This is a genomic window from Sorangium sp. So ce117, assembly GCF_051524395.1.
Lineage (GTDB): Bacteria > Myxococcota_A > Polyangia > Polyangiales > Polyangiaceae > Sorangium > Sorangium cellulosum_B.
Genome location: NZ_CP150309.1, coordinates 3,920,681 through 3,947,380, shown reverse-complemented (window position 1 = coordinate 3,947,380; position 26,700 = coordinate 3,920,681). Strand labels below are relative to the sequence as shown.

Below are 26,700 nucleotides of genomic sequence, written 5' to 3'. Positions count from 1 at the left end.
CGGGGAAGCCGCCTCCGTGCGGTCGCGCCGAGCGTGTCGCTCGTCGTCCCTCTCGCGTAGACTCGGGCCCCCGATGCTCCTCACGCTCACCACCACGCACCGGCCGGCGACCGACCTCGGTTACCTGCTCGTCAAGAACCCGGCGTACACGCAGTCGTTCCCGCTGTCGTTCGGCAAGGCGCACGTGTTCTATCCGGAGGCGACCGAGGAGCGGTGCACCGCCGCGCTCCTGCTCGACGTCGATCCCGTGGACCTCGTGCGCGGGCGCGGCGCGGGCGAGCCCGGGACGCTCGCGCAGTACGTGAACGACCGGCCCTACGTCGCCTCGTCGTTCCTCTCCGTGGCGATCGCGCAGGTCTTCGGCTCGGCGCTCGGCGGCAAGTGCCGCGACCGCCCGGAGCTCGCGGACGCGCCGATCCCCCTCTCCGCCACGATCGAGGCCCTGCCGTGCCGCGGCGGAGAGGCGCTGCTCCGGCGGCTCTTCGAGCCGCTCGGCTACGAGATCGCGGCCGAGCGCCTCCCGCTCGACGAGGCGTTCCCGGAGTGGGGCCAGAGCACCTACCTGCGCGTCTCGCTCGCGAGGACGTGCCGGCTCAGGGAGCTGCTCGCGCACCTCTACGTGCTCGTGCCCGTGCTCGACGACAAGAAGCACTACTACGTGGGCGACGCCGAGGTCGACAACCTCCTCGCCAAGGGCAAGGGGTGGCTCCCGGAGCACCCGGAGCGCGAGGCGATCGCGCTCCGCTACCTGAAGCACAGCCGGCCGCTCTTCCGGGCCGCGCTCGCGCGGCTCGTGGCCGACGACGAGGCGAGCCCCGAGGAGGCCGAGGACGAGAAGGCCGCGCCCGAGGACCGGGGCGAGGCGCGGATCAGCCTCGACGAGGCGCGGCGCGAGGCCGTCGTCGCGGCGCTCCGCCGGGCCGAGGCGAGGAGCGTGCTCGACCTCGGCTGCGGCGAGGGCAAGCTGCTGAAGCGCCTCGTCGACGAGCGCGTCTTCGAGCGCGTCGCGGGCGCGGACGTCTCCATGCGCAGCCTCGAGATCGCGAAGAACCGCCTGCGCCTCGACGATCTGCCCGACAAGCAGCGGCGGCGCATCCAGCTCTTCCAGGCGTCGGTCACCTACCGCGACGCGCGCTTCTCGGGCTACGACGCCGCGACCCTCGTCGAGGTCATCGAGCACGTGGACCTCTCGCGGCTCGGCGCGCTCACGCGCAGCGTCTTCGAGCACGCGCGGCCGCGCGTCGTCCTCGTGACCACCCCGAACGCCGAGTACAACGCGCTGTTCGAGGGGCTGCCGCGCGGCGCGCTCCGCCACGGCGACCACCGCTTCGAGTGGACGCGCGCCGAGTTCCACGCCTTCTGCGAGGGGGTCGCGGCCGCGCACGGCTACGCCGTCGAGCACCTGCCCATCGGCCCGATGGATCCATCGCTCGGCGCGCCGACGCAGATGGCGATCTTCACGCGTGAGGGCGGCGCGGGCGGCACGAGCGGCACGGGCGGCGCGGGCGGCGGAGAGGCCCAGGACGGCGGCGCGGGCAGCGCCCTCGCGCAGGCGACGGAGGTGGCGTCGTGAGCGAGCAGGCCCCCCTCATCGTCCCTTCCCTCTCGCTCGTCGTGCTCGTCGGCGCGTCCGGCTCCGGCAAGAGCACGTTCGCGAGGGCGCACTTCAAGCCGACCGAGATCCTCTCGTCCGATCACTACCGCGGCGTCGTGTCCGACGACGAGAACGATCAGGCCGCCAGCGCGGTCGCCTTCGAGGTCCTGCACTTCATCGCGGGCAAGCGGCTCGCCTCGGGGCGGCTCGCCGTTGTCGACGCGACCAACGTGCAGGCGGACGCGCGCAGGCCGCTCGTCGCGCTCGCGCGCGAGCACCACGTGCTGCCGGTGGCCATCGTGCTCGACATGCCGGAGAAGCTCTGCCACGCGCGCAACGCCGGCCGGTCGGACCGGCAGTTCGGCCCGCACGTCGTGCGGGGCCAGAGCCGCGAGCTGCGCCGCTCGCTCAAGGAGCTCCGGCGCGAGGGCTTCCGCTACGTGCACGTGCTCTCCTCGCCCGAGGAGGTCGCGGCGGCCACGATCGAGCGGCAGCGCCTGTGGACCGATCGCCGCGACGAGCGCGGGCCGTTCGACATCATCGGCGACGTCCACGGCTGCTTCGACGAGCTTGTCGAGCTGCTCGAGGCGCTCGGCTACAAGCTGGAGGGGCTGCCGGACGCGCCGCGCGTGTCGCCCCCCGAGGGCCGGCGCGCGATCTTCCTCGGCGATCTCGTGGACCGCGGGCCGCGCTCGCCCGACGTGCTGCGCCTCGCGATGGCGATGGTCGCGTCGGGCGCCGCGCTCTGCGTGCCCGGCAACCACGACGTGAAGCTGCTGAAGAAGCTGCGCGGGCGCGACGTGAAGCCGACGCACGGGCTCGAGCGGACGCTCGAGCAGCTCGAGTCGGAGACGGACGCCTTCAAGGCGAAGGCGGCGGACTTCATCGACGGGCTCGTCAGCCACTACGTGCTCGACGACGGCAACCTCGCGGTCGCGCACGCGGGCGTGAAGGAGGCGTTCCAGGGCCGGGGCTCGGGCGCGGTGCGCGAGTTCTGCCTGTACGGCGAGACCACGGGCGAGACCGACGAGTACGGCCTTCCCGTGCGGTACAACTGGGCCTCGGAGTACCGCGGCAAGGCGATGGTGGTCTACGGCCACACGCCGACGACGGTGGCCGAGTGGGAGAACCGCACGATCTGCATCGACACCGGGTGCGTGTTCGGCGGCGCGCTCACGGCGCTCCGCTACCCGGAGCGCGAGCTCGTCGAGGTCAAGGCGCGCCGCGTGTACTACGAGCCCGCGAAGCCGCTCGCGCCGCTCGTGGGCGAGCCGAAGGCCGGCGCGCGCGGGCATGCGTACGACGTGCTCGACATCGACGACGTGCGCGGCCGGCGCGCGATCCGGACGCGGGTGCACGGGATGGTGACGATCCGCGAGGAGAACGCGGCGGCGGCGCTCGAGGCGATGAGCCGCTTCGCCGTGGATCCCCGGTGGCTCATCTACCTGCCGCCGACGATGTCGCCGAGCGAGACGGCGAAGGACGGGGGCCTGCTCGAGCACCCGCGCGAGGCGTTCGCGTACTTCCGGCAGAACGGCGTGGGCCGCGTCGTCTGCGAGGAGAAGCACATGGGGTCCCGCGCGGTGCTCGTCGTGTGCCGCGACGAGGCCGCGCGGCGGCGGAGGTTCCGCCTCGACGAGGGGCCGCTCGGCGTGTGCACGACGCGCACGGGCAGGCCGTTCTTCTCGGACGAGGCGCGGAGCCGGGAGCTCATCGACCGGGTGCGGGCGGCGATGGATCGGGCGGATCTGTGGGCCGAGCTGCGCACGGATTGGGTCTGCCTCGACGCGGAGCTCCTGCCCTGGTCGGCGAAGGCGCAGGATCTCCTGCGCGGCCAGTACGCCGCCGTGGGCTCGTCGGGCCGCGCGTCGCTCGACGCGGCGGTGCGGGCGCTCACGACGACCGCCGCGCGCGACGAGAGCGCGCGGGAGCTGCTCGATCGGCACGCGGCCCGGAAGGCGGCGATGGACGGGTACGTGGCGGCCTACCGGCGTTACTGCTGGCCGGTGCGGTCGCTGGCGGACATCCGGCTGGCGCCGTTCCACCTGCTCGCGAGCGAGGGCGCGGTGCACGCGGCGCGGGACCACGGCTTCCACCTGCGGCAGCTCGCGCGGCTCGCAGAGGTCGATCCGGCGTTCTTCGTGGAGACCCCGCATCGCGTCGTCGATCTCTCGGACCCGCAGAGCGAGGCGCAGGCGGTGGCCTTCTGGACGGAGATGGTCGAGCGCGGCGGCGAGGGCATGGTGATCAAGTCGTGGGAGTGGGTGGTCCGCGGCCCGCGCGGGCTCGTCCAGCCGGCGATCAAGTGCCGCGGCCCGGAGTACCTGCGCATCATCTACGGGCCGGAGTACCTGGCGCCGCAGCACCTCGCGCGGCTGCGCCACCGGAGCGTGTCGGGGAAGCGCGCGCTCGCGCTGCGGGAGTACGCGCTCGGCCTGGAGGCGCTCCACCGCTTCGTGGAGGGCGAGCCGCTCCATCGCGTGCACGAGTGTGTGTTCGGGGTGCTGGCGCTGGAGAGCGAGCCGGTCGATCCGCGGCTGTGACGGGGGTCGGCCAGACGCCTGGCTATCCATCGCCAGACGTCTGGCCATCGAGCTCGGCGGCGACGATCCCGAGGGAGCCGCCGCGCCGGCGGGCCTCAGGGCACGGCCATCTCGAACGCCACCGCGTAGTTCGGCTGCGCGGTCCCCGTCATCGATCCGACGAAGGGATCCGAATCGCGCAGCTGGCCCGAGCGCCACGTCCGGCCGGAGAACGCCGTGCCGTCGCTGGTCATGGCGTAGCCGACCCAGACGCCGGTCGCGGGGAGATCGCTCCCGACCGTGATGCGCACCGTATCGCCCGAGATCGCGACGGAGCTGATCGGGATCCTTGTGCTCGCCGTGCGGACCTCGAAGCCGCGTCCCTGCGCCCACTCGGTGAGCGCGCTCTGGTGCGGCGCGGGGAGCGCGCTGTCCCAGGCGAGCGGCGGCACGGGCACGTGGAAGTGCACAGTGATCACGCGACCGCTGCGCTCGACCCGCGTCGGCTGCAGCGGCTGCCAGTCGCGGCCCTGCACGACCTTCTCGCTATAGATCTGCCCGAGCTTCTCGCCGAGCCGCTCGTACCCGATCGCGGTCATGTGGATGTTGTCGCTCGCGTACGGGTACTGGTACTTCGGCCCCGAGCAGATGATGTCGCCCGGGCGGTCGATCCCGGCCTGCCACTGCGCGAGCGTGGCTGCCGACCGCTGGTTCGAGCCGCTCGGATAGGCGTGCTGCTGGGACACGAACATCGGGATCGACCGGGTCTGCCCGGTCAGCGGCTTGAGATCGGCGTTGTAGTCGGACCAGAGCTTGATGAGGTCGTTCTTGTAGCTGGAGCTGCCGGCGTCCGACTCGCCGTGGGTGATCACGATCGCGCCGACGCCGTACGTCTTGCCTGCCGCGCCGGCGAGGCGGGCGATCGCGGCGGCCTCGAACAGCGACGCCGCGTAGGCCCGACCCGTCGAGCCGGTGTCGGTGGCGCCCTTCCGGATGACCGACATGGCCTGTCCGCTCTCGCCGACGACCGTGTGAACGCTGATGTAATCGCCGCCCGTCGCTGCCTGCACCAGCGCCGTGATCTGGTCCCCCATGGCCGTGTGCGGCGACTCGCCATAGATGTTGCGCGGATACGCGCTCGGGTAGCCCGTGGCCAGCGCGCGGATGGGCTCGACGAGCGGCACCATCGAGAGCGAGCCGTTCCTCGGATCGAAGGGCGGCACGGAGGCGTTGCCCAGCGAGAGCTTGAGGTTGTGACGGCGCTGGGTGGTCGCCCTGGCCGGCGTCCCCTGCGCCCCGACCGACAGGCTCTGACCGGTCCCGATGATGCCGGCCCAGTCCCAGCCAGGGCCCGCGCCCCCGCCGCCTGAGCCTCCGCTACCGCCTGAACCGCCGCTGCCGCCCGCGCCGCCACTGCCACCTGCGCCGCCACCGCCAGAGCTGGCCGAGGAGCTGCTGCTGGAGCTACTCGAAGCGCTGCTGCTCGAGCTGCTCGAAGCGCTGCTCGAGCTGCTCGAAGCGCTGCTGCTGGAGCTCACCGAGATCGAGCCGCCGTTCCCGTTGCCGTTGACCGCCGTGATCGAGGGCTTCCCCGTGCCGTTCGCACAGAACCCCCAGGTCGTCGACGCTCCTGCTCCCAGCGAGCCGTTGTAGCTCTCGTTGGTGGCGTTCAGCGTCCCGTTCGACTGCGTGATCCGCGCGTTCCACGAGTTGGCCAGCGTCGCTCCGTTGAGCGCGATCGAAAGGCCCCACGAGGTGCTCGGCCTAGCGCTCATGTTCTTCACGGTCACGTTGGCGCAGTACCCCGTCGGCCACTGCGACTGGTACGACAGGTCCGCAGACATCGTCGAGTCCGGGCTGAGCAGCTCACCCTCCAGCGACAGGATCTCCTCGTCGTCGGAAGACGCGCTGATGCAGGCGGCCAGGCAGCAAGCGATCGAGACTGAGCCCCAGCTCAGCAAGCTAGCAAAGCGCATGAATTCTCTCCTGAAAACGGCCGGACGGGCCGCAAGCAAACCACGCAAGATGCCACATTGGAACCGCGGAGGAGACAGAGCTCCTTTGCGGATCCTGGTGGGAAGTCCCCTACCCTACCGGAACAATGAAACCGCCAAGGCGCCACAAGACGCCAAGATGATTGTGGTCTTCTTGGCGTCTTGTGGCGTCTTGGCGGTTCAAAAACCCACCGCGCGCGTCGCGGCGGAAGAGGGCCCGCGGGACGCGGGCCCGCTACGTCACGGCGACAGCGTCACGGACTTCGCGTCGAGCGCCACTTCGTAGTAGCCGTGCGGATCCCAGTTCAGCGGAACGCCGTTCTGCTTGAGCGTGCCGCCGGTGACCGTCACGCGCAGGTACTTGCCCGGCGGGAAGTTGGCGGGGAGCTGCCACGTGTAGGTCGTCGCGCCGCCGGACGTCGAGGTGGTGGCGGAGGAGACCGCCTTCTGGCCGCGCCAGTAAGCGCCGACGTTGACCACGCTGTCGAGCCACATGTCGCCGAGCGCCTTCGAGTGCTTGACGTGATCCACGAAGGCCTGGAGCCCTACGGGCTGATAGGCGCCGTCGGAGCCGCCGGTGAAGCCGTGCACCAGGACGGTGCGCCACTTCTTGGCGTCCCGCGCGCTCGTGACCTGCTGGTCCAGCACCGTCGTGGAGGCGCCGGTCGGCGGGATGTAGCAGGGCAGCGTGAACGGATCGGTCGAGTCGTTCGGTCCGATGAGGTTGTTGGCCACGCCGCGGTTGATGAGGAAGCGCGTCCTGGCGATGCCCGTGTACACGGACGAGCCGTTCGGCGCCGCCATCGTCCACACCTTGGTCCCGAACCTGCTCTCGATGAACTGCGTCGCGGCGTCCGTATCGGAGCCGCTGTCGTTGCTCGAGTGGCTCTTCGTGTGGTTGCCGAGCTCGTGCCCGTCGCTCAGCGCCCTTTGCCACACCGAATTGGTCGATTCGGTCTTGCCTGTCTGGAGGTAGAAGGTGAACGGAACGTCGAGCGCGTTCAGCGTCTCGTAGTTCTGGATCTGGCTCGAGTTCGAGTCATCGAACGTGTACGACACGGCGCCCGTGAAGCCGGCCCAGTTGATGACCCTGAACCCGCCGGCCGCGCCGGACGGCTTGGCCACGTTGCTGGAGCCTGGTGGCGTCGGAAGGCCGGAATTGACCACCGGGCCTCCACCGCTGCCGCCCGCGCCTCCGCCGCCTGAGCCTCCGCTGCCGCCCGCGCCACCTCCGCCAGAGCTGGCCGAGGAGCTGCTGCTGGAGCTGCTCGAAGCGCTGCTGGAGCTGCTCGAAGCGCTGCTGGAGCTGCTCGAGGCGCTGCTGGAGCTCGCCGACGTCGAGCCGCCGTTCCCGTTGCCGTTGACCGACGTGATCGACGGCTTCCCCGTGCCGTTCGCGCAGAACCCCCAGGTCGTCGACGCTCCTGCCCCCAGCGAGCCGTTGTAGCTCTCGTTGGTGGCGTTCAGCTGCCCGTTCGACTGCGTGATCCGCGCGTTCCACGAGTTGGCCAGCGTCGCCCCATTGAGCGCGATCGAAAGGCCCCAGGAGGTGCTCGCCTTCGAGCTCGCGTTCTTCACCGTCACGTTGGCGCAGTACCCCGTCGGCCACTGAGACTGGTACGACAGCTCCGCCGACATCGTCCCGTCCGAGCTGAGCAGCTCGCCCTCCAGCGACAGGATCTCTTCGTCGTCCGGAGACGCGGCGATGCAGGCAGCCAGGCAGCAAGCGATCGAAACCGAGCCGAGGCTCAGCAAGCTAGCAAAGCGCATGAATTTTCTCCTAGGAGCGGCCGGAAGGGCCGCAAGCAATATCGGTAAGATGCCACGCCGACGCGCCGCGCGCAAAGCATATGACACGGCGCGCTCAACCTATCTTTGCTTCGTACCTCCAATGTCCCATTTCCCGCCTCCCATTTCCCGCTTCCCATTTCTGATGCCCGACCAGCGACCCTTCGATCACACCACGTACCGAGTCAAGCACAATTGCTCTCTCAAGCCCGCGACGAATCAAATACCATGCTGTGGTTCGATGTAACGAAGCAGCCCAGGGCACACCGGCGAGCCCACAGCCACCAGTGACAACGAAACTATTCATCGATGCGATCTGCCAACATCGCGTCTCCCACGGCCACCCTGGTTCCTTGAAGAGAAACTATTTGAACCACAGGTGCACAGAGCACACGGATGCTCCTCTGTGCCCTCGCTGCCTCTGTGGTTCGTGCGCGAGATCAGGGCCGCGCATCGAGCGATGCGGTAACAGAGCGCCCCTCAGCCGAATCGGGCCTGGGCGACCCGCTAACAGGTCTGCGTGAACGATGGACGGCGCCCGCGCGCGGCGCCGCGCCCGTGAGGGCGCCGAGGACGCCGCGCGCGCCGGCTCGACTGCCGGGATGACAGGGTTTTTACGGCGACAAGGTGAGCGCGCCCGCGTCGAGCGCGATCTCGTAGTAGCCGTGCTCGTTCCAGCCCGCGTCGCCGAAGGGAGAGGCCATCGTCCAGACGTCGCTCTGGCCGCAGTTCGAGACGATGTAGTCGGTGCACTCGTCGATCTCTTCGATGAGGCTGCCGGCCCACTCGCCCGCGCACTCGGTCATGTCGTCATGGCAGTGGTGCGCCGTGTGGTTGCCGAGCTCGTGGCCGTCCTGGACTGCCTTCGTCCACGTCTCGTCGAAGTTCGCCAGGTCGTTCCTCCCGCTGTTGACGTAGAACGTCGTCGGGACCCCGTGAGCCCGATTGGTACGTTGCTGTCCTGCCGCGCGGAGCTCGTTCTGTGATGGCGGGGCACACCGGAGTGCACTCTACGGGCTGACGGATCCCCTCATTCTATTGGCATTTTCGAGAAGAGAAATTGAACAGGGAGGCGGGGAGACGGGGAGGTTGGTGGGATTCCACTCCTCTCCTCCCCGCCTCCCTGTGAATTTTTCCGGAATTTCGAGGGAGGGTTCAGTTCTACGGGCTCATCCACGTCGTGCGGCTCGCTGCGGCGTACTCTCGTATGCCTCGCTTCAGCGCCTGACGGCCGAGCCCGTATCCCACGAATCTGCAAGGAGCAGGAGGCGGCGGACGGCGCGCGAGCAGCGCTCCGTCCGCCGGGAGATCGCCGTCAAGCCGGGCGATCGAGCTCGTCCCAGAGGCGCACGTCGCTGCGCTCTTTCAGGAAGATCCCGCCGACGACCACGGTGATGAGCGCCACCGCGATCGGATAGAGGAGCCCCGCGTAGATGTTGCCCGTCGCGACCGTCACCGACGAGGCGATGAGCGGCAAGAGCCCGCCGAACACGCCGTTGCCGACGTGGTACGGGATCGAGAGCGACGTGTAACGCACCTTCGCAGGGAAGGCCTCGACGAGGTAGGCCGCGATCGGGCCGTAGACCATCGTGACGAACAGCACGAGCACGAACACGAGCGCGGTGAGCACGACCGGGTTGTCCGCGTTCTGCTTCATCGCCCAGAACACGGGGAAGAAGCCGATCGCGCCGCACAGGTTGCCCGCGAGCATGATCTTCTTGCGGCCGATGCGGTCCGAGAGCGCGCCGAAGAACACGAAGAACGGCATGCCCAGGGCGAGCGCGGAGGCGATCACGATCGTGGCCGTGATGAACGGGACCTTCAGCGTGTTCTGCAGGAAGTAGAGGGCATAGAACTGCCCCGTGTACCAGACCACGCCCTGGCCGGCCGTGGCGCCGAAGAGGGCCACAAGGATGACCTTCCAGTTGCGCTTGTTGCCGAGGCTGTCCTTGATGGGAGCGGTCGACGTCTTCCCCTCGGCCTTGAGCTTGCTGAAGATCGGCGACTCCTTGAGGCGGGAACGCACGTAGAAGGACACGACGACGAGGAGGACCGACAGGAGGAACGGGATGCGCCAGCCCCATTCCTTGAAGGCCTCCTCGCCCACGATGAGGCGGGTGCTGAGGATCACCGCCAGCGAGACGAACAGACCGAGCGTCGCCGTGATCTGGATGAACGAGGTGTAGAAGCCGCGCTTCTCGTCGGGCGCATGCTCGGCGACGTACACCGCCGCGCCGCCGTACTCGCCGCCGAGCGCGAGGCCCTGAACGAGGCGGATCAGGACGAGCGCGATCGGGGCGAGCAGCCCGATCTTGTCGTACGTCGGCAAGAAGCCGATGAGCGCCGTCGCGCCGCCCATGAGCAGCAGCGTCACGAGGAACGCGTACTTACGACCCACGATATCGCCGATGCGCCCGAACACGAGCGCGCCGAACGGGCGGACGACGAAGCCCGTGGCGAACGTGCCGAGCGTCAAGAGGAAGCTCGCCGTCGGGTTGTCCTTCGGGAAGAAGTGGGTCGAGATGATCGCGGCGAGACTCCCGAAGATATAGAAGTCGTACCACTCGATCATCGTGCCGCCAGCGGACGCGAAGATGACCTTCCAGAGCGTGGAGCTGCTGACAACCTCACGCCCGGCCGCGGGGGCCTGGTTCGTGGGCGTCACGGCGAAGGTTTGGGGAGACGTCTGTGCCATGAGAACGGTTCCTCGGAGGAGTTCCAGCGCTCGTCGAGAGGGCCGGAGACGGGCTTGGAGGCGCGCCGAGCGGAAAGAGGCAGCCAGGGTGTTCTTCATGGCTCCTCCTCACCCCGCACGCGAGGGAGGAGGAGGGGCCGGGCAGCGCGTGGGTCGATGCCCTGTCACCCCCGGCTCGCGGAATGCTGCTCTCTTTGATCTCAATACCACGCAAGCAGCCTTGAGAATACCTGTTCGTCCACGGAGCAAGCACGCTGGCGGGCTCGTTCGGCGACGTCTCGTTACGATCGGTAACACCCGACGTCCCGCGCCGACCGCTTCACCCCGCGCCCGCGAGCGGCAGCCGGACGACGACCGTCGTCCCCCGCCCCACCGCGCTCCGCAGCGTGAGGGTCCCGCCGTGGTCCTCGACGATCGAGCGCGAGAGCGGCAAGCCGAGCCCCGTGCCGCTCGGGTCGCGCTTCGTCGTCACGAACGGCTCCAGCACCGCGGCGAGGAGCTCCTCGGGGATGCCGCTGCCGTGGTCCTCGACCTCGACGACGATCTGGCCCGCCTCGATCCACCCTCGGACGGCGATGAGCGCGCCGGCCTCGGACGCGTCGCGGGCGTTCGCGAGCAGGTTGACGAAGACCTGGACGAGCTCGCGCCGGTCGCCGATGACGACGAGCGAGTCGGGGCAGGCTTGATCCACCCGGACGTGGGGCGCCGCGCGGTCGAGCCGGATGAGCCGCACGGCCTCGGCGACCACCTCGGCGAGCGCCACGCGCCCGACCCGCGCGCGCGCGCCCTCGCCGGGCTTCGGCACGGCGCCGGTGCGGCTGTGGTCGAGCAGCGAGCGCAGGATGGCCTCGATGCGCGCCGCCTCGCCGAGGATGAGGCCCGCCCGCGCGCGGATCTCGTCGCTGTCGGACTCGGCGCGGAGGTTCTGCGCGAGGCAGGCGATGCCGGTGAGGGGGTTGCCGACCTCGTGGGCCACGCCGGCGGCGAGGCGGCCGAGCTGGGCGAGGCGGTCGCGGTGCGCGAGCTGCGCCTCGAGCGCGCGCTGCTCGGTGCGGTCCTCCACGAGGAGGACCACGCCCCCCGAGGCGGCGCGCGCGTCGAGCGGATCGAGCGCGGCGCGGTGGACGCGCAGCGAGCGCGCGCGGCCGGCCACGTGCGCCTCGATCTCGTCCGCGCCGGCCTCGCCCGCCGAGGCGGCGCGGGCGGCGCGCGCGAACAGCTCCGCGAACGGGGCCGGCAGCCGGTCGAGCGGCGCCCCGACGAGGTCGCGCTCCTCGGCGCCGACGAGCGCCTCGAGGCGCCGGTTCACGAGGCTGATCGCGCCGTCGGAGCCCACGGCGCAGACGCCGAGGGGGAGCTGCGCGAGCACCGAGCGGAGCCAGCGCCGCAGGAGGTCGAGCTCCTTCGCGGCGCCGACGAACGTCGTCGTGGCCTCCCCGCGCGCGAGGCGCCGCTCCAGCCAGCGCAGCTCCTCGGTGAGCGCGCCGGTCGCCGCTCTACCGCCGAGCGCCCCGGGGGCGGCCTGCGCGTCCGCCTCCGCGACGGTCCTCGCGAGCACCGGGCCGACGAGCGGCGACAGGTTGCGGTGCAGGCGCTCCTGCAGCGCGTGGAGCTCCGTGGGCCGCGTCTCGTCGCGCGGGATGTCGAGCTCGATCCGGGCGCGCGTGACCTCGAGCGCGGCCGCCTCGCGGCCGAGCAGCCGCGCGAGCCGCTCCTCGAGCGCGGCCACGCTCGAGGCCACGGTCGCGCGCTCGACCGACGGGCCGATCTCGCGGCGCGTGCACAGGCGCGCCGCCTCGCGCTCCTCCTCGGCCGGGGGGCGCAGGAGCGAGACGAGGCCGAGCGTGGCGCCGTTGACGGCGAGCGAGACGAACGTGGGCAGCGACCAGGTGTCCGTGGCCGCCCCGTACGCCGCGGGGTCGGCCTGGCCCGCGCCCTCGCGCAGGAGATCGAGCCACCCCGGTTCGAGCCCGGACAGCTCGGGCAGGAAGGGCGCGAGGCAGGTGGCGGTCCACGTGCCGATGCCGGCGAGGAGCCCGGCGAGGAACCCGGCGCGCGTCGCGCGCTCCCAGAAGAGCGCGGCGAGCAGCCCCGGCAGGAACTGCGCGAAGGCGACGAACGACACGATGCCGCTCTCGACGAGCAGCCCGCGGTGCGGCTGCGCGCGGTGGAAGAGCCACCCGCCGGTGAGGATGACGATCAGGAGCCCGCGGCGGAGCCACAGCACGCGCGCGTAGACGTTGCGGCGCAGCGTCCTCCGGGCGAGCGGCAGGAGCAGGTGCGTGGCGCTGGCGCTCGCGAGGGCGACGGCCGTGACCATGACCATGGCGCTCGCCGCGGAGATGCCGCCGATGAACGCGGCGAGCGCGAGCCAGCCCTGGCCGAGCAGCTGCGGCACGAGCAGCACGAAGCTGTCGGCGGGCTCGGCCGGCGCGAGGCGGGTCCCGGCCCAGAGGACGGGCAGCACGGGCAGGTTGAGCGCGAGCAGGAAGAGCGGGAAGGCCCAGGCCGCCTTGGCAAGCGCGCGGTCGCCGGCGCCGCCCGCGAACGCCATGTGCCACTGCCTCGGCAGCAGGAAGGCGGCGGCGAAGCTGATGACGAGCATCGACGTCCAGCCGCTGTCCTCGCGCACGGGGCGGCCGAGCGCCTCGACCTCGGCGGCGTGATCGCCCAGCCAGTCCGCGAGCCCGCCCGCCCCGCCGAAGGCCCCGAGCACGGCGACGAGGCCCACGGCCGCGAGCACGGCGAGCTTCGCCGCCGACTCGAACGCGACCGCCGCCGCGAGGCCGTCCTCCCGCCCCTGCTCGGCGGCCGGACGGGCGCCGAAGAACGCCGTGAAGAGCGTGAGCAGCGCCCAGAAGACGGCGCCCACGGCCTCCTCGTGCCCGGGCCCGGAGAGCACGCGGACCGATTGCTCGGTCGCGCGGAACTGCTGCGCGACGTAGGGCACGCTGGCGACGACGGAGAAGGCGGCGACGACGGCCCCCGCCGCGGGGCTCTGGAAGCGGAAGGCGAAGAGGTCGGCGAGCGAGGAGAGGCGCTGCTCGCGCGTGATCCGCAGGACGCGCGACCAGAGGAGCGGGGTGGCGATGCACGCGAGCGTCGGGCCGAGGTAGACAGCGAGGAAGACGAGGCCGTGGCGCTGCGCGAAGCCGACGCCGCCGTAGTAGGTCCACGACGAGGCGTAGACGCCGAGCGAGAGGGCGAGGACGAGCGGGTGACGCGCGAGCGCGCGGGGGATCCGCTCGCGCTGCGCGGCGAGCGCGATCGCGGCGAGCACGGCGAGCCAGGCCACCGTGGCGAAGAGGAGGACGCCGACGTCGATCACGGCGGGCCTCGATCAGCGTCACCGGGCGCCGGGTCGCGGCGCTCGCGCTCGCCGCGGGCGTGATCGCCGCCTGGTAGGTCGCCGCGATCGCCGCGGTCGGAGCGCGTCGCGAGCAAGGCGAGCGCGATCAGCGCGGCCCAGACCGCGAAGACCGTGGCCACCGCGAGCAGGCCTCGGGCCCAGAGCAGCCGCGCCGGCGACACGAGCAGCACCGTGCCCAGCAGCATGAGCACGAGCGCGCGATCCGCGGCGCCGGCATCCGCGCCGTGTCCTCCGGTCATGTGGAGAGGCTACTCAGGGCCGCCGCGGCTGAACATAAGCGGGCTCACAACGCAGCGCATCATGACGATGGGTGATGGGGTGCGACGAGCCGGCGCTCACCCGCTCTCGGCCACGATCCCTGCGAGCAGGTTGCGCGCGTGGGTGATCACGCCCTCGTCGCCGGACTCGACTCCCCACTTCGCCGCGATCGCGGGGAACGCCGCCCAGCGCTCGCCGGCGTGGGCCGCGAGGCCCGGCCACGTCGTGCCGCCGGCCGCCTCGAAGCGCGCGATGCACGCGTCGAGCGCGGGCTTGCCGAAGGCGCCGACGAAGAGCGCGAAGTCGACCGAGGGATCGCCGATATGGGCCTCGGTCCAGTCCAGGATCCCCGTGAGCCGGCCGCCCTCGTCGAGGAGCATGTGGCCGGGGTGGAGATCGCCGTGCACGAGGGCGAGGTCGCGCGGCCAGATCGCGTCGTTCTCGAGCCAGCGCTGCCACCGGGCCCACAGCGCGTCCGGCGGCGCCAGCGCGGCGCGCGTCTCGTCCATGGCCCGCGCATGGACCTGGCGCGCGTCGTCGATGGACTTCACGGGGACGCCCGCCGAGCGGGCCGCCGCCGCGTCCACGCGCTGGAGCGCCGCGAGCGCCTCGGCCACCGACGCGATGAACACATCGGACGGCGCCGCCGGATCGACGCGGCTCCAGCGCGGGCCCGCCTCGGGATCGAAGGAGACGGCGGGCACGTCGCCGAGGCGCGGATAGGCGATCACGTGGTCGGTGTGCACGCGCCAGTCGGGCACGGCCACCGGCAAGCGCTGGCGCACGAGGGCCAGCACGCGCGCTTCGACGCGCGCCGATGCGACGACCGCGATGCGACGCGGCGTGCGCACGACCCACGGAACGCCGTCCTCGTCGTGGGCGTGCACGACGAGGAAGTCGAGCCCGCTCCGGTCGAAGTCGGCGTGGGACGTGACGAGACGGAGCCCCTCGCGGCGCGCCGCATCGAGGAGCGCGCCGACCGAATCGATGGGCGCGAAGGAGGAAGAGCCGGTGGAGGAGATTTCGTTGATTCCGGTCATGAGAGCGAGCCTCTTCGCGCGCCACCTTTCCAGGGCGGCGCGCGCGGATGGGGAAGACTCGCGGCGCGAGCTCACGGCCGGCGGGGCGTGCGTGACGTGAACGTTCCAGGTTGCCGGGCATGAGTCACCGCGCCCCGGTCTTCCACGTTGCAGGGGAAGACAGGGCACGGACAGGCACCCGCGCGCACGCCTCGCTGCCCCGGCAGCGCCGGGGCGACAGGGCGGACGCGGATGCCGAGCTCAGCGCAGCCGGAGGAATGCCACGGCCGGAGCATCTCACGCGGGGCCCGGCGCCGCAACGGCGTTCAGGGCGCTTGGCTCGACGCTGGCCCAGCGGCACGGCGGCGCCGCGAGCTCCCGGCTCGGCCTTGAGCCAGGCGGCGAGGGTCCGACTCCGCCTGGCTTACCCCCTCGCCTCTCTCCCCGAGAGCTTCGCCTTCATCAGGAAGTGCGAGAACGCCCCGAGGAACTCGCTCACGGACACACTGCCGTTCCTGTCGAGGTCGCAGACCTGCAAAAACTCGTCAACTTCGCTGTCGTGGAAGCCCTTCTCGCGAAACTTCGCCATGATCTCGGCCACGTCCAGGGCGCCGTCCCGATTCGTGTCGATCTCCTCGAAGGCCTGGAGCATCGAGTCCCGCATCATCGCTTTGAAGATCGCATCGCGAAGCTCGATCTCCAGCACATCCAGGATGCTCCCCTCAGGCGACTCCGGGAGCCAGGGCGCCATCACCGTGGACCTCAGCACCGTCACCGTCGAGCCCAGCGACGCCGCGACCCCGAGGCGCCGCTTGTAGTCCTCGATGAAGACGTTGCCGTAGTGCTCCTCGCTGAAGTCCGTCGTGCTCACGATCATCCGGTAGTGATAGATGTCGTCCCCGGGGGCGATGCTCAAGAGATCATAGATCGCCTTGTTCAATCGGTTCATCAATTCAAGGCTGGTGTTGATCGAACCGTCTGGGTGCTTGAAGTTGACGGCGTAGGTGAGGATGTTCTGATCGGGACCGAGCTCCGGCAGCACCGCCATCGCCTCGGGGTCGGCCAGGAGCTCCTCGAGGCTCGGTCGGTCGATGCGCTCGCGAATGAACTGCAGCTCGCTCTCCACGTCGCCGCCCCCGATCTCGGCTGGAAGCCGCGGGACCGGGACGATGATGAACCGATCTTCCCGGCGAGCCAAGCAGAGGAGCCGAGCGTAGAACCTCTTGCAGTTGAACAGGGCCTTCCGGTGGAGCTGCCCGTACCCGCTCCGGGTGGGCCGGATGACCTTGTGGCTCAGGTAGACCGCCGCCACCGCGGCTCCTGGCTTCGACCCTTCGAGCCCATAGATGCCCACGGTCGGCTCCGCGTCCCCGTGGACGATGTAGGGGGCCTTGAACGTCACCATGTCGCGCATCGCCGAGTTCCGGTAGCAGAGCGCCCCGGCCGGGTACGGGACATAGCCCGACTTGTGCGGGTCCACCGTGATCGAATCCGCCCGGCCGAGCGCCGAGAGCTGCGCCGTCACGTACCTGCTCATCCCGATCTCGGCCGCAGGCCCCGAGGGCGCGTCCTTCGCGCGCGGCCCCTCGTCAGGGCGGAGGATCGAGGCGAAATAGCCGCCCCATGCGGCGTCCGCGTGGACCGTGAACGAGAGCCCCTCCTTCTGGAATCGATGGCGCAGGTCGAGGATCGCCTTCAGCGGATCGACCGCGCTCTCCTCCGTGCTCCCGACGACGCTCACCACCGTGTAGACCGGCCGCCGCTCGTCGAGGCAACGCTTCAGCGTCGCCTCCAGCGCGGAGAGGCTCATCCGCGCGTCGCAGTCCACGGGGATATCGAGCACGTTCGCCGAGCCGATGCCCAGCACGGCCGCTGCCTTGGGGAATGAGTAGTGCTTCGTGGCGGGGACGAGAAACACAGGCGAGCACGGCAGGTCCGCCCCACATCGCCGGTAGAGCTCCTGGATCCCCAGGTGCTGGAGGGAGTGGCCCGCCATCGCCGCCGTGATCGTATCGCTCGAGATGCCGTACTCCTGCGTGAGGCGCGCGGGCAGCGCGAGAATCTCGTCCACCTTGAGGTTCAAGAGCGACCAGGCGTCGAGGTCGCAGAGCAGCGCGCGCCTGCCGTCGCACGTGGTCACGACGAGCTCACGCGCCGCCGAGAGGCTCGGCTCGGATCTCATCGCGTCCCGGAGCGACAACGGGTAGAATTTCAAGTTCCTGGAAGACCAGATCGCCTCGATGTTCGCGACCGTGCCGCCGCAAGTGATGTGTCCCCAGGGTCGAATGGCCTTGTCGCCGGCGCCCTCGTCCGGCAGCGGATAGCCGAGCATCCGGCAGAGATCGTCGCCCACGATCATCTCCAGGATCGTGGTCGCCGTGGACCCTTCGAATGCGACGTTGTTGGGGTTGTAGAGCATCGCAGCGAAGTAGCCGAGCACGCTGGGGATCGAGGTATCCCAGTTCATGTGCCCCTGGTACCGATCGCTGAAGAAGGGCACGGATTTCTTGAGGAACGACATGAGCGACCGAAAGCTGTCCTTCAGCGTATCCATCGCGTGGAGATAGGACGGTTGCCGCTTGGACTGCTCGGTGATGTGCGTGGGATCCTGAGGGTGGAAGTTCCGTCGCCAGAACGAGTGATCCCGGATGGCCTCGACGATGAGCCTCTCGAACTCGTCGGCGTTCTCGGCCTTCGGGCCCAAGAACCACGCCTCCGGCGACCTCGTCCCGGCCCCTTTGAGGAACGGCCCGTCGCCGAATTGGAAGTATTGTTTCATCCTGAATCTGTCGTTCGACGCCCGCCCGTCCATAAGGCTTTCGCTCCTCTTCGCTCGCCGTCTCGAGGGAATCTCGCAACGAAGGTGGCCAGACGGTACAGGTCACCTTGGCCACGGTCAAGCCGGCGCGATCCGTCCGGGCGTCGCCGCTCGGGCGTTCGGACGCCCGGCCCCCTCTCTGGCCATACTGACGCGCGCAGCGCTCCAGCGCGCGTATCGAGACAGGAGGGGAAGTACCGGGACAATCCCTCCCCTCTCCTCTCGGCGGCCTCGGCGCCGTGGCGGTTCTTCTGCTGATCCGGGGCGGCTACCGGTCGTGGTGCCAGAGCACTGATCGGCTTGGAAACCAGAGAATCGAGCCGCCAAGGCGCCAAGACAACAATAAATTCTTGGCGTCCTTGGCGCCTTGGGCGTTCAATTTCTGGCTGTTTGCAGGCGGTTTGAACCCGTTTGTCTCTCTAGCTGTCTGGTGCCGAGTCCTCCCCCGCGAGGTCGAGCAGGCGCGCGAGGACGACCTCGAGCCACCCCACCGCGCGCCCGGCGCGCCCGCTGCCGCGCGCCGTCGGCTCGGCGGCCAGGAGCGCCTGCGCCCCGTTGGAGATGCCGCCGGGCCGCCGGCGCAGGTGCCGCGCGCAGAGGTCGCGCAGGTCGAGGGAGGGCGGGCGCTCGAGGCCCTCCTGCGCGAGCAGGTCCACCGTGAAGGAGCCCCAGGTGCCCAGCACGCCGCGATCGCCGACGAAGGCGCGGAAGCGGCTCAGGGCCGCGCCGGCGTCCTCGCCGCCCCGCAGGCGGTCCTCGGGCACCTCGAGCTGGTGCGCGACGCTTGGGCCCAGCGGCCGGCGCGGGCGGAGGAACGCCTCGAAGCGCTCGCCCGACGGGCGGCAGGCCACGAGGTGCACGAGCTCGGACGTCGGCTCGGCCGCGCCGGCGCCCGCCGGCCACCCGGAGCTGGCCCCGCCGTCGACGAGCACCACCCTCGCCGGCTCGGCGCGGTAGGGGCGCAGCGGCGCGAGCGGCGAAGCCGCCTGCGCGCGCCGCCGTCGCGGGGCGTTGCTCCTCGCCTGGTGCTCGATCTGCCGGTCGACCATGAACGTGAAGGCCCGCAGCATCTCGTCGAAGCGCGCGGGCTCGCCCTCGAGCGCGGCCAGCGCGCTGGCCACCGCCTCGACCGTGGCGAGGCACTCGGGCCGGGGCTCCTTGCGGATGCGGTAGTTGCCCGGCGCGCGGGGCGTCACGCCGATGCGCCGCACCGAGGCCAGGCGCGGGTTCAGCGCGAGCATCTTCCTCGCCTGCCACCACGTGCCGTCGACCACGATGAGCGAGCGCACCGGCGCCCCTCCCGCCGCGGGCGCGTCGCCCCCGGGGAAGAGCACGGCCGTGGTCGGATCGCTCGCGAGGGCGGCGATCCGGGCGTCGTCCTCGAAGACCACCCCCTCGTGCAGCTCGGAGTTGGGAAGCGCCAGGTGGGCCATGCGCGCCGTGCCGATGCCAACCTTCCGCTCGCGCGGGTGCTGGAGGAGCACGACCCGGGTCCTCGTCGGCAAGGAAGGCAGGAGCGCGCAATAGCAGACCGGACGGGGGCGCCGGCAGCGCCAGCAGACGTCACGCATGGGATTGGCACCCTATAGGCTGCGCTGGCCTCGAGGTCCATGATCTGCGGCTCCCGGTTCTCGTGCTGCGGCAGGCCCTGGTGAGAAGAGGAGAAGAAACGCAAAGGCGCAAAGGCGCAAAGACGCAAGGGAGAGGGACAGAGCTCATCCCTGCTCTTTGCATCATTTCATTTTTGCGTCTTTGCGCCTTTGCGCCTTTGCGTTTCTTCTCCCTCTCGAGATCTCGCAGCGCTCGCCCCCTCAGCCCTTCCCGGCCGGCTCCCACGCCTCCAGCAGCTGCCGCGCGGCGCGCAGCGGGCTGAGCGATCCCGCCTCGACGAGCGCCTCCACGCCAGACAGGCGCTCGCGCACGGCAGCGCTGCGCAGGAACGCCTCCCGCAGGTGCCCCTCGATGAGCTCGAACAGCCAGCGGCGCGCCTGCCCCGCGCGGCGGCGCAGGAGCCAGCCGCTGGCCTGCATGTGCGCGCGGTGGCGCAGCACGCTCTCCCACGCTTCGCGGACGCCGCGGCCCTCCTGGGCCGAGCAGACGGAGGCGACGGGCGCCCAGCCGTGAGGCGCCGGCGGGAACAGGTGCAAAGCGCTCTCGTAATCGCGGCGCGCTCGCGCGGCCCTGTCGACGTTCCCGCCATCGGCCTTGTTGATGATCACGAGATCGACGAGCTCCATGATGCCCCGCTTCACGCCTTGCAGCTCGTCGCCGGCCCCAGGCAGCATGAGGAGCAGGAAGCAATCCGTCATGTCGGCGACCGCGACCTCGGATTGCCCGACACCGACCGTCTCGACAAGGATGTTGCGGTATCCGGCCGCCTCGCAGAGCAGGATGGCCTGGCGCGTGGCCCGCGCCACGCCGCCGAGCGAGCCGCCCGACGGCGAGGGGCGGATGAAGGCCCGCGGGTCGCTCGCCAGCCGTGGCATCCGCGTCTTGTCGCCGAGGATGCTCCCGCCATGGACAGGGCTGCTCGGGTCGACCGCGAGCACGGCCACCGTCTCCTCGCGATCGCGCACGAGGTGAACGCCGAGCGCGTCGACGAACGTGCTCTTGCCGACCCCGGGCACGCCGGTGATGCCGAGGCGCGCGGCGCCGCCGGCGTGAGGCAGGCAGCGCTCCAGAACCTCCTCGGCGAGCTCCTGGTGGCGGGGGAGCGAGCTCTCGGCCAGCGTGATCGCGCGCGCGAGCGCCGCCCGGTCGCCCGCGAGGAGACCATCGACGAGCTCCCTCGGGCTCGCCTTCAACCTAGCGCGCCTCCTGCGACGAGAGGCTCCCAAGGAGCGTCCGGACGATGCGCGCCGCGGCCTCGGGGATGACCGTCCCGGGCCCGAAGATCCCCGCGACGCCGCGCTCCTCCAGATACCGGTAGTCCTGCGGCGGGATCACGCCGCCCGCCACCACGAGGATGTCCCCGCGGCCGGCCTGCCCGAGCGCTTCGATGAGCTGCGGCACCAGGGTCTTGTGGCCGCCGGCGAGCGAGGAGACCCCGACTACGTGCACGTCGTTCTCGACGGCGTGGCGCGCCACCTCGTCCGGGGTCTGGAAGAGCGGGCCGATATCGACGTCGAACCCGAGATCCGCAAAGGCGGTGGCGATGACCTTCATCCCCCGGTCGTGCCCGTCTTGACCCATCTTGGCGACCAGGATGCGCGGGCGCCGGCCCTCGAGGGCCGCGAACTCGCGGACGAGCGCCTCCACCTCGCGGCCAGCGCCCGCATCGCGGATCTCCGCGCCGTACACGCCGCTCACCGTGCGCACCGGGGCCTCGTAGCGGCCGAAGACGCGCTCGAGCGCGTCGGAGATCTCGCCGAGCGTCGCGCGGCGGCGCGCGGCGTCGACGGCGAGCGCCGGCAGGTTCCCCTCGCCCGTCTCGGCAGCGCGGGTGAGCGCGGCGAGCGACTCGCCCACGGCGGCCTCCGCGCGGGCGGCCTTCACCTCGCGCAGCCGCGCGAGCTGCTTCTCGCGAACGGCGGTGTTGTCCACCTCGCGGAGCGCGATCGGCGCCTCTCTCTCCAGCCTGTACGCGTTGACCCCGACGATGACGTCACGGCCCGCGTCGATCCGGGCCTGCTTGCGGGCCGCGGCCTCCTCGATGCGCAGCTTGGGCAGGCCGTTCTCGATGGCCTTGACCATGCCGCCCAGGGACTCCACCTCCTGGATGAACTGCCACGCTCTCCGCGCGAGCCGGTCTGTCAGGCGCTCGACGTGGTAGGAGCCGCCCCACGGGTCGATGACCCGGCAGACCTCGGTCTCCCGCTGCAAGAAGAGCTGGGTGTCGCGCGCGATCTTCGCCGAGAAGTCGGAGGGGAGCGCCAGCGCCTCGTCCAGGGCGTTCGTGTGCAGCGACTGCGTGCCGCCGAGCACGGCCGCGAGCGCCTCGATGGCCGTGCGCGTGACGTTGTTGAACGGGTCCTGCTCGGTGAGGCTCCAGCCCGACGTCTGGCAGTGGGTCCGCAGCGCCATCGTCTTCGGGTTCTTCGGGTGGAACCCCTTCACGATCTTCGCCCACAGGAGCCGCGCGGCCCGCAGCTTGGCGATCTCAGTGAAATGGTCCATGCCGATGCCGAAGAAGAACGAGAACCGCCCGGCGAAATCGTCGATATCCATGCCCGACGCGATCCCGGTGCGCAGGTACTCGAGGCCGTCGGCGAGCGTGTACGCGAGCTCCAGCTCGGCGGTCGCGCCGGCCTCCTGCATGTGATAGCCGCTGATGCTGATCGAGTTGAACCTGGGCATCTTCTCGGCGGTGTAACGGAAGATGTCGGCGACGATCCTCATCGACGGCGCCGGAGGGTAGATATAGGTGTTCCGGACCATGAACTCCTTGAGGATGTCGTTCTGGATGGTCCCGGAGAGCAGCTCGGGGCGCACGCCCTGCTCCTCGGCGGCGACGATGTAGAACGCCATGACGGGGAGCACGGCGCCGTTCATTGTCATCGACACGCTCATCGTATCGAGCGGTATCTGGTCGAAGAGGATCTTCATGTCCTCGACGGTGTCGATGGCCACGCCGGCCTTCCCCACGTCGCCGACCACGCGCGGGTGATCCGAGTCGTAGCCGCGGTGGGTCGCGAGGTCGAAGGCCACCGAGAGCCCGGTCTGCCCGGCGGCGAGGTTGCGGCGGTAGAACGCGTTCGACTCCTCGGCCGTGGAGTACCCGGCGTACTGGCGGACGGTCCACGGGCGGACCACGTACATGCTCGTATACGGCCCGCGCAGGAACGGCGGCGCGCCGGCGGAGAAGCCGAGGTGCTCGAGCGACGCGACGTCCGACGGGGCCGCGCCCGGCTCCGGGATCTCCCTTGTGTCGCCGAGCTGCTGCATCGCCGCGCGCGCGAGGCTCCGCGCGAGCTGCTCGATGGTCCAGGAGCCGGCCGCAGGGCTGTCGCGCGGGTCGAAGCGGGCCTCCTCGCGGAGGATGACCCGGGCGTTGCCGAGCAGGCGCTCGGGCGGCGTGACGACGATGTCGTCCGCGCCGCCCGCGATGGCCGCCATCATCCCGACGATGCCGCGGAGCAGGTTCTTGTGCTCCTCGTCGCCAGGGACCGCGGCCGACGGGATGACGGCGGTGATCGTGGCGCCCGGCCGCAGGCGCTCGGCGAGGAGGCGCGCGGCGCAGAGGCGGGCGATCTCCGGGAAATAGCTGCATCCCATCGTGAAGCGCAGCTCCGGCGCGCCGCTCCGGAGCTCGGCGACAAGCGACGCCACGAGCGGGCCTCCCGTGGCCGGCGGGAGCGGGGGGCTGTCCGGCGCGAAGATCGGCGGCACGAGCAGCCCCTCGGCGCTCGCCCAGGAGAGGTCGTCCGCGGTCTTGCCCTTGAGATCCCGGTGGAGCGCCTGCTTCCACGTCGCGAGAGCGACCGGCGCGAAATCGCCGAAGAGCCTGTCATCCATGGGACTGCACGACCTCGATGAGGTGACCGAACGGCGCGTCCTCGCGCGATCGGGGGTGCACGAAGAAGATCGTCGTGCCCCGGGAGCCCGGCCGCGGCGCCGCGTCGATGATGCGGAAGCCGCGCGCCTTGAGATCGTCGAAGGCGGCCTGGACGTCGCTGACCCGGTAGGCGACGTGGGCGAAGCCCCCGCGACCGCCGTTCTTCTCGATGAGCTTCTGGACGGGAGACTCGGGAGAGAGCGGCTCGAGGAGCTGGACGTGGTTGTCGCTGTCGCCGATGCGGAGCATCACCTCGCGGACCTGATCCGTGCCCCGCACCTCCTCCCGGTGCACCTCGCGGAAGCCGAGCATCTCGTACGCCTTCACCTGCGCGTCGAGCTGCCCGGCGGGCACCGCCATGGCGATGTGGTCGATGAACAGAAACCCGGGAATCTGGTCCTTCATGGGCTCTCGTTGGATCGGAAGGCCGGTCGGGGCTGCGGGGGCCGGCGGTGTCGAGGGGGGCGCCATGCGCGCAGCTTGCGCCGCGAAGCGGGGCGGCGGCAAGAGCCGCGCGACGGGCTGCGGGCGTGGGCCGGCGTCGTTATAGACTCGCGACGACGCGCGAGAGCGCGAGCGCGCCCGGGGCAACACAGGGGGAGCTGCGCCATGCAGGGACGGGAGCACGAGGAGCTCGTCGCGGAGATCGAGCGGCTGCGCCAGCGAGTGCGCGCGCTCGAGAAGGACATGATTCGTCGCGACGCGAGGGTGGGACGGATCGAAGAATACCTGCGACTCCTGACAAACTACATGCCGGCGGCGGTAGCGTTGTTCGACCGCGACATGCGTTACCTGCTGACGAGCAGGCGCTGGCTCGAAGACTACGGCCTTCCGCCGGGCGAGCTCATCGGCCTCTCGCACTACGAGGTCTTCCCCGAGATCCCGCAGCGATGGAGAGACATCCATCAGCGCTGCCTCGCAGGCGCGAGCGAGCGCCGCGAGGAAGACCCGTTCCAGCGGGCCGACGGGCGCATCGAGTGGGTGCGCTGGCAGGTCTTCCCGTGGCACGACGAGCGCGGCGAGATCGGCGGCATCATGATGTTCACCGAGGTCATCACCAGGCAGAAGGAGCTCCAGGAGCGGCTGCGCGTGCAGTCTGCCGCACTTCGCGAGCTGTCGACGCCGATCATCCCGATCTGCGACGAGGTGCTGGTCCTGCCGATCATCGGCACGCTGGACGAGCGCCGCTCGCACCAGCTGGCGGAGGCGCTCCTCCACAAGATCTCCGACAAGGGGGCGCAGGTATGCATCGTCGACCTCACGGGTGTCTCCGCCTTCGATACGGCGGCGGCGAGCGCGCTCGCGCGGATCGCGCAGGCGGTGCGGCTGCTCGGCGTCGAGGTGGTGTTGACGGGCATCCGGCCCGAGGTCGCTCAGGCGCTGATGGGCCTGGAGGCGGAGCTCAGCGGCATCGTCACGCGCCGCGACCTCTCGCACGGGATCGCGTTCGCGATGGCGACCAGGAAGCCCTGACCGCCCGGCCCCTCCGGGCTCACCGGACCCGCCACGCCGGGTGCTCGTCCCCGAGGGCGGGCGCCTCCACAAGGCCGTTCTCGACCGCCCCGTCGTCGCTCTCCGGCTCGCACAGGTACACGGCGATCGCGCCGAGCGGCTGCTCGGTGTCGACCTGGAACCAGCCCTCGGGGGCCCGCCGGGCCTCCTCGCGCCACCGCACCGACACCTCACCGACCCGGGCCGCCTCCAGGATCGCCCGTCCGCCCTCGGCGCCGAGCGACGCCACCCGGGCGACCTCGACGTCGTGGACGCCCCCGGCCGGCTCGACGCGGAGCCCGTGCCGGCGCAGGGCCTCGGCGATCGCCGGCGGCACGAGGTAGGCCCGCGGCCGATCCACCACCGTGGTCCCGACGAACCGCGCGTGGTGCGGGATCCGCAGGGTGACCGGCTCGCCGTCGAACGCCCGCGGGCTGCGCGTCAGGATGTCGATAGGGGTCCCCGTCGGCTCGAGGCGGTACCGGACCGCGACGCGCTCCGGCGGCCGGGCGCTCGCGGCCACGACCTCGCGGACCGCGTCGGCGTGGGCGGCGACCCAGGAGAGGGCCTCGATCTGCCACGCCGAGGCGGTCTGGACGCGCTCCTCGAACGGGAGATAGCTGGTGCACTCGAGCAGCAGGTCGAGCCGCCCCGTGAGCCCGCGGTAGTTCGAGCCGAACCGCGGATGGTGCGGGTAGGTCATCCAGCCGAGGCCGACGGGCGCCGCCGGATCGACCTCGCCGTCGGCGTCGAGCACCCGCTCGTCCTCGACGAAGTTGCCGTACCAGCCGCTCTCGAAGCCGCGCCGCCGGACGGCGGCGATCACGTCGGGGACCAGGCGGTCGCGCACCATCGCGATCGGCTCGGGGCGGCCGGACTCGATGGTGTGCGGCACGTCGACCGTCATGTGGAACCGGTGCACCGACCCGTTGGTCGCGTGGTTGTCGATCGTGAGATCGGGCGCCCAGGGGATGCACACGCGCTGCTGGAGCAGGCGCATCTCGGGCGCGGCCTGGCGGAGGTAGTCGCGGTTCAGGTTGATGCCCTGGCTCTGGGTGCGGGTGCCGACGACGGGACCTGGCTGGCCGGTGAGCTTCCTGAGGTCGAGGCGGCGGTTCCGCGGATCGAGCGCGTCGTTGCCATCCGCGTTGAACAGCGGAACGACGAGGAGCACGAGCGCGTCGAGCCAGTCGGGGTGGCGGCCGTCGAGCAGATCGCGGACGAGCGCGAGGCTGGCCTCCTTGCCCTCCACCTCGCCGGGGTGGATCCCGTCGAGCATCAGCACCACGGGGCGCCCGGCGCGGCGGGCCTCGTCCGGGGATCGCACGCCGTCCTTGGACAGCACGAGCAGCGGCAGCTCCCGCCCGCCCGGGCTGGTCCCGAAGGTGGTCACGTGCAGGCGCGGGTCGTTGCGGCCTTCGAGCGCGCGGACGAACCGCATGACGTCGGCGTGCAGGGAGGTCTCCCGGAATCCGGTGGCTTCGGCGCGGGTGAGCAGCATGGGCCCGATCTCTACCCCGCCGCGCGCAGGAAGGGGCCGTGATCGGCGACGACGGCGCGACGGCGGCGCGCCCCGCCGGAAGAGCCCGCACGTGGGGTCGTGTGGTGGTTGTGGTGGACGAAGCGACGGAGTCCTCGTGCAGGCTGGTCAAATCGA

General features: G+C 70.9%; 15 protein-coding genes and 1 pseudogene. 3 read left to right on the top strand and 13 right to left on the bottom strand.

Going from position 1 to position 26,700, the window contains the following annotated elements:
- Positions 1–73 precede the first annotated feature (73 nt).
- Positions 74–1,573, top strand: coding sequence for a 3' terminal RNA ribose 2'-O-methyltransferase Hen1 (locus WMF46_RS14815; protein ID WP_437986206.1), 1,500 nt, complete (start codon positions 74–76; stop codon positions 1,571–1,573).
- On the top strand, positions 1,570–4,137 hold the full coding sequence (locus WMF46_RS14810; RefSeq protein WP_437986205.1) for a polynucleotide kinase-phosphatase: 2,568 nt from the start codon (positions 1,570–1,572) through the stop codon (positions 4,135–4,137). The genes WMF46_RS14815 and WMF46_RS14810 overlap by 4 nt, the downstream gene beginning before the upstream one ends.
- Positions 4,138–4,232: 95 nt before the next feature.
- On the opposite strand, the gene WMF46_RS14805 is transcribed toward WMF46_RS14810, so the two are convergent.
- The 12 genes and pseudogenes from WMF46_RS14805 to WMF46_RS14750 all read right to left on the bottom strand — a co-directional run bounded on the left by WMF46_RS14805 (position 4,233) and on the right by WMF46_RS14750 (position 23,957).
- A complete protein-coding gene (locus WMF46_RS14805) occupies positions 4,233–6,092 on the bottom strand; it encodes a cellulose binding domain-containing protein (RefSeq protein WP_437986204.1) in 1,860 nt (619 codons plus the stop codon).
- A 258-nt stretch (positions 6,093–6,350) separates the two neighbouring features.
- Positions 6,351–7,880: a cellulose binding domain-containing protein gene (locus tag WMF46_RS14800; protein WP_437986203.1), complete on the bottom strand. Its 1,530-nt coding sequence runs from the start codon at positions 7,878–7,880 to the stop codon at positions 6,351–6,353.
- A 632-nt stretch (positions 7,881–8,512) separates the two neighbouring features.
- Positions 8,513–8,830: pseudogene (locus WMF46_RS14795) on the bottom strand (polysaccharide deacetylase family protein); the annotation flags it as partial.
- 383 nt (positions 8,831–9,213) lie between these two features.
- Positions 9,214–10,593, bottom strand: a complete 1,380-nt coding sequence (locus tag WMF46_RS14790) for an MFS transporter (RefSeq protein WP_437986202.1) — start codon at positions 10,591–10,593, stop codon at positions 9,214–9,216.
- Positions 10,594–10,912: 319 nt separating this feature from the next.
- Positions 10,913–13,921 carry an ATP-binding protein gene (locus tag WMF46_RS14785; protein WP_437986201.1) on the bottom strand — a complete coding sequence of 1,003 codons (3,009 nt, stop codon included), beginning with the start codon at positions 13,919–13,921 and terminating at the stop codon, positions 10,913–10,915.
- The gene (locus tag WMF46_RS14780; protein WP_437986200.1) at positions 13,918–14,202 is read right to left on the bottom strand and encodes a hypothetical protein; all 285 of its coding nucleotides are present in this window, start codon (positions 14,200–14,202) and stop codon (positions 13,918–13,920) included. The genes WMF46_RS14785 and WMF46_RS14780 overlap by 4 nt, the downstream gene beginning before the upstream one ends.
- 96 nt (positions 14,203–14,298) lie before the next feature.
- Complete coding sequence (locus WMF46_RS14775; protein ID WP_437986199.1) at positions 14,299–15,261, bottom strand: macrolide 2'-phosphotransferase; 963 nt, start codon at positions 15,259–15,261, stop codon at positions 14,299–14,301.
- Between the two features lie 403 nt (positions 15,262–15,664).
- Entirely contained in the window at positions 15,665–18,019 is a 2,355-nt protein-coding gene (locus WMF46_RS14770) for a pyridoxal-dependent decarboxylase (protein WP_437986198.1), read from the bottom strand.
- A gap of 458 nt (positions 18,020–18,477) precedes the next feature.
- Positions 18,478–19,629, bottom strand: coding sequence for a DTW domain-containing protein (locus WMF46_RS14765; RefSeq protein ID WP_437986197.1), 1,152 nt, complete (start codon positions 19,627–19,629; stop codon positions 18,478–18,480).
- Positions 19,630–19,869: 240 nt separating this feature from the next.
- Positions 19,870–20,862 (bottom strand): methylmalonyl Co-A mutase-associated GTPase MeaB, encoded by a 993-nt coding sequence (meaB, locus tag WMF46_RS14760; protein WP_437986196.1) that lies wholly within the window; start codon positions 20,860–20,862, stop codon positions 19,870–19,872.
- 1 nt (position 20,863) lies between these two features.
- Positions 20,864–23,512: a methylmalonyl-CoA mutase gene (gene scpA / locus WMF46_RS14755; protein ID WP_437986195.1), complete on the bottom strand. Its 2,649-nt coding sequence runs from the start codon at positions 23,510–23,512 to the stop codon at positions 20,864–20,866.
- Complete coding sequence (locus WMF46_RS14750) at positions 23,505–23,957, bottom strand: VOC family protein (RefSeq protein WP_437552567.1); 453 nt, start codon at positions 23,955–23,957, stop codon at positions 23,505–23,507. The genes scpA and WMF46_RS14750 overlap by 8 nt, the downstream gene beginning before the upstream one ends.
- Positions 23,958–24,161: 204 nt before the next feature.
- Here WMF46_RS14750 and WMF46_RS14745 point away from each other — a divergent pair, with 204 nt between their 5' ends.
- Entirely contained in the window at positions 24,162–25,025 is an 864-nt protein-coding gene (locus WMF46_RS14745; protein ID WP_437986194.1) for a PAS domain-containing protein, read from the top strand.
- A gap of 19 nt (positions 25,026–25,044) precedes the next feature.
- Here the strand turns inward: WMF46_RS14745 and WMF46_RS14740 are convergent, their stop codons facing one another.
- Positions 25,045–26,544 (bottom strand): M14 family metallopeptidase, encoded by a 1,500-nt coding sequence (locus WMF46_RS14740; RefSeq protein ID WP_437986193.1) that lies wholly within the window; start codon positions 26,542–26,544, stop codon positions 25,045–25,047.
- Between the last annotated feature and the right edge of the window lie 156 nt (positions 26,545–26,700).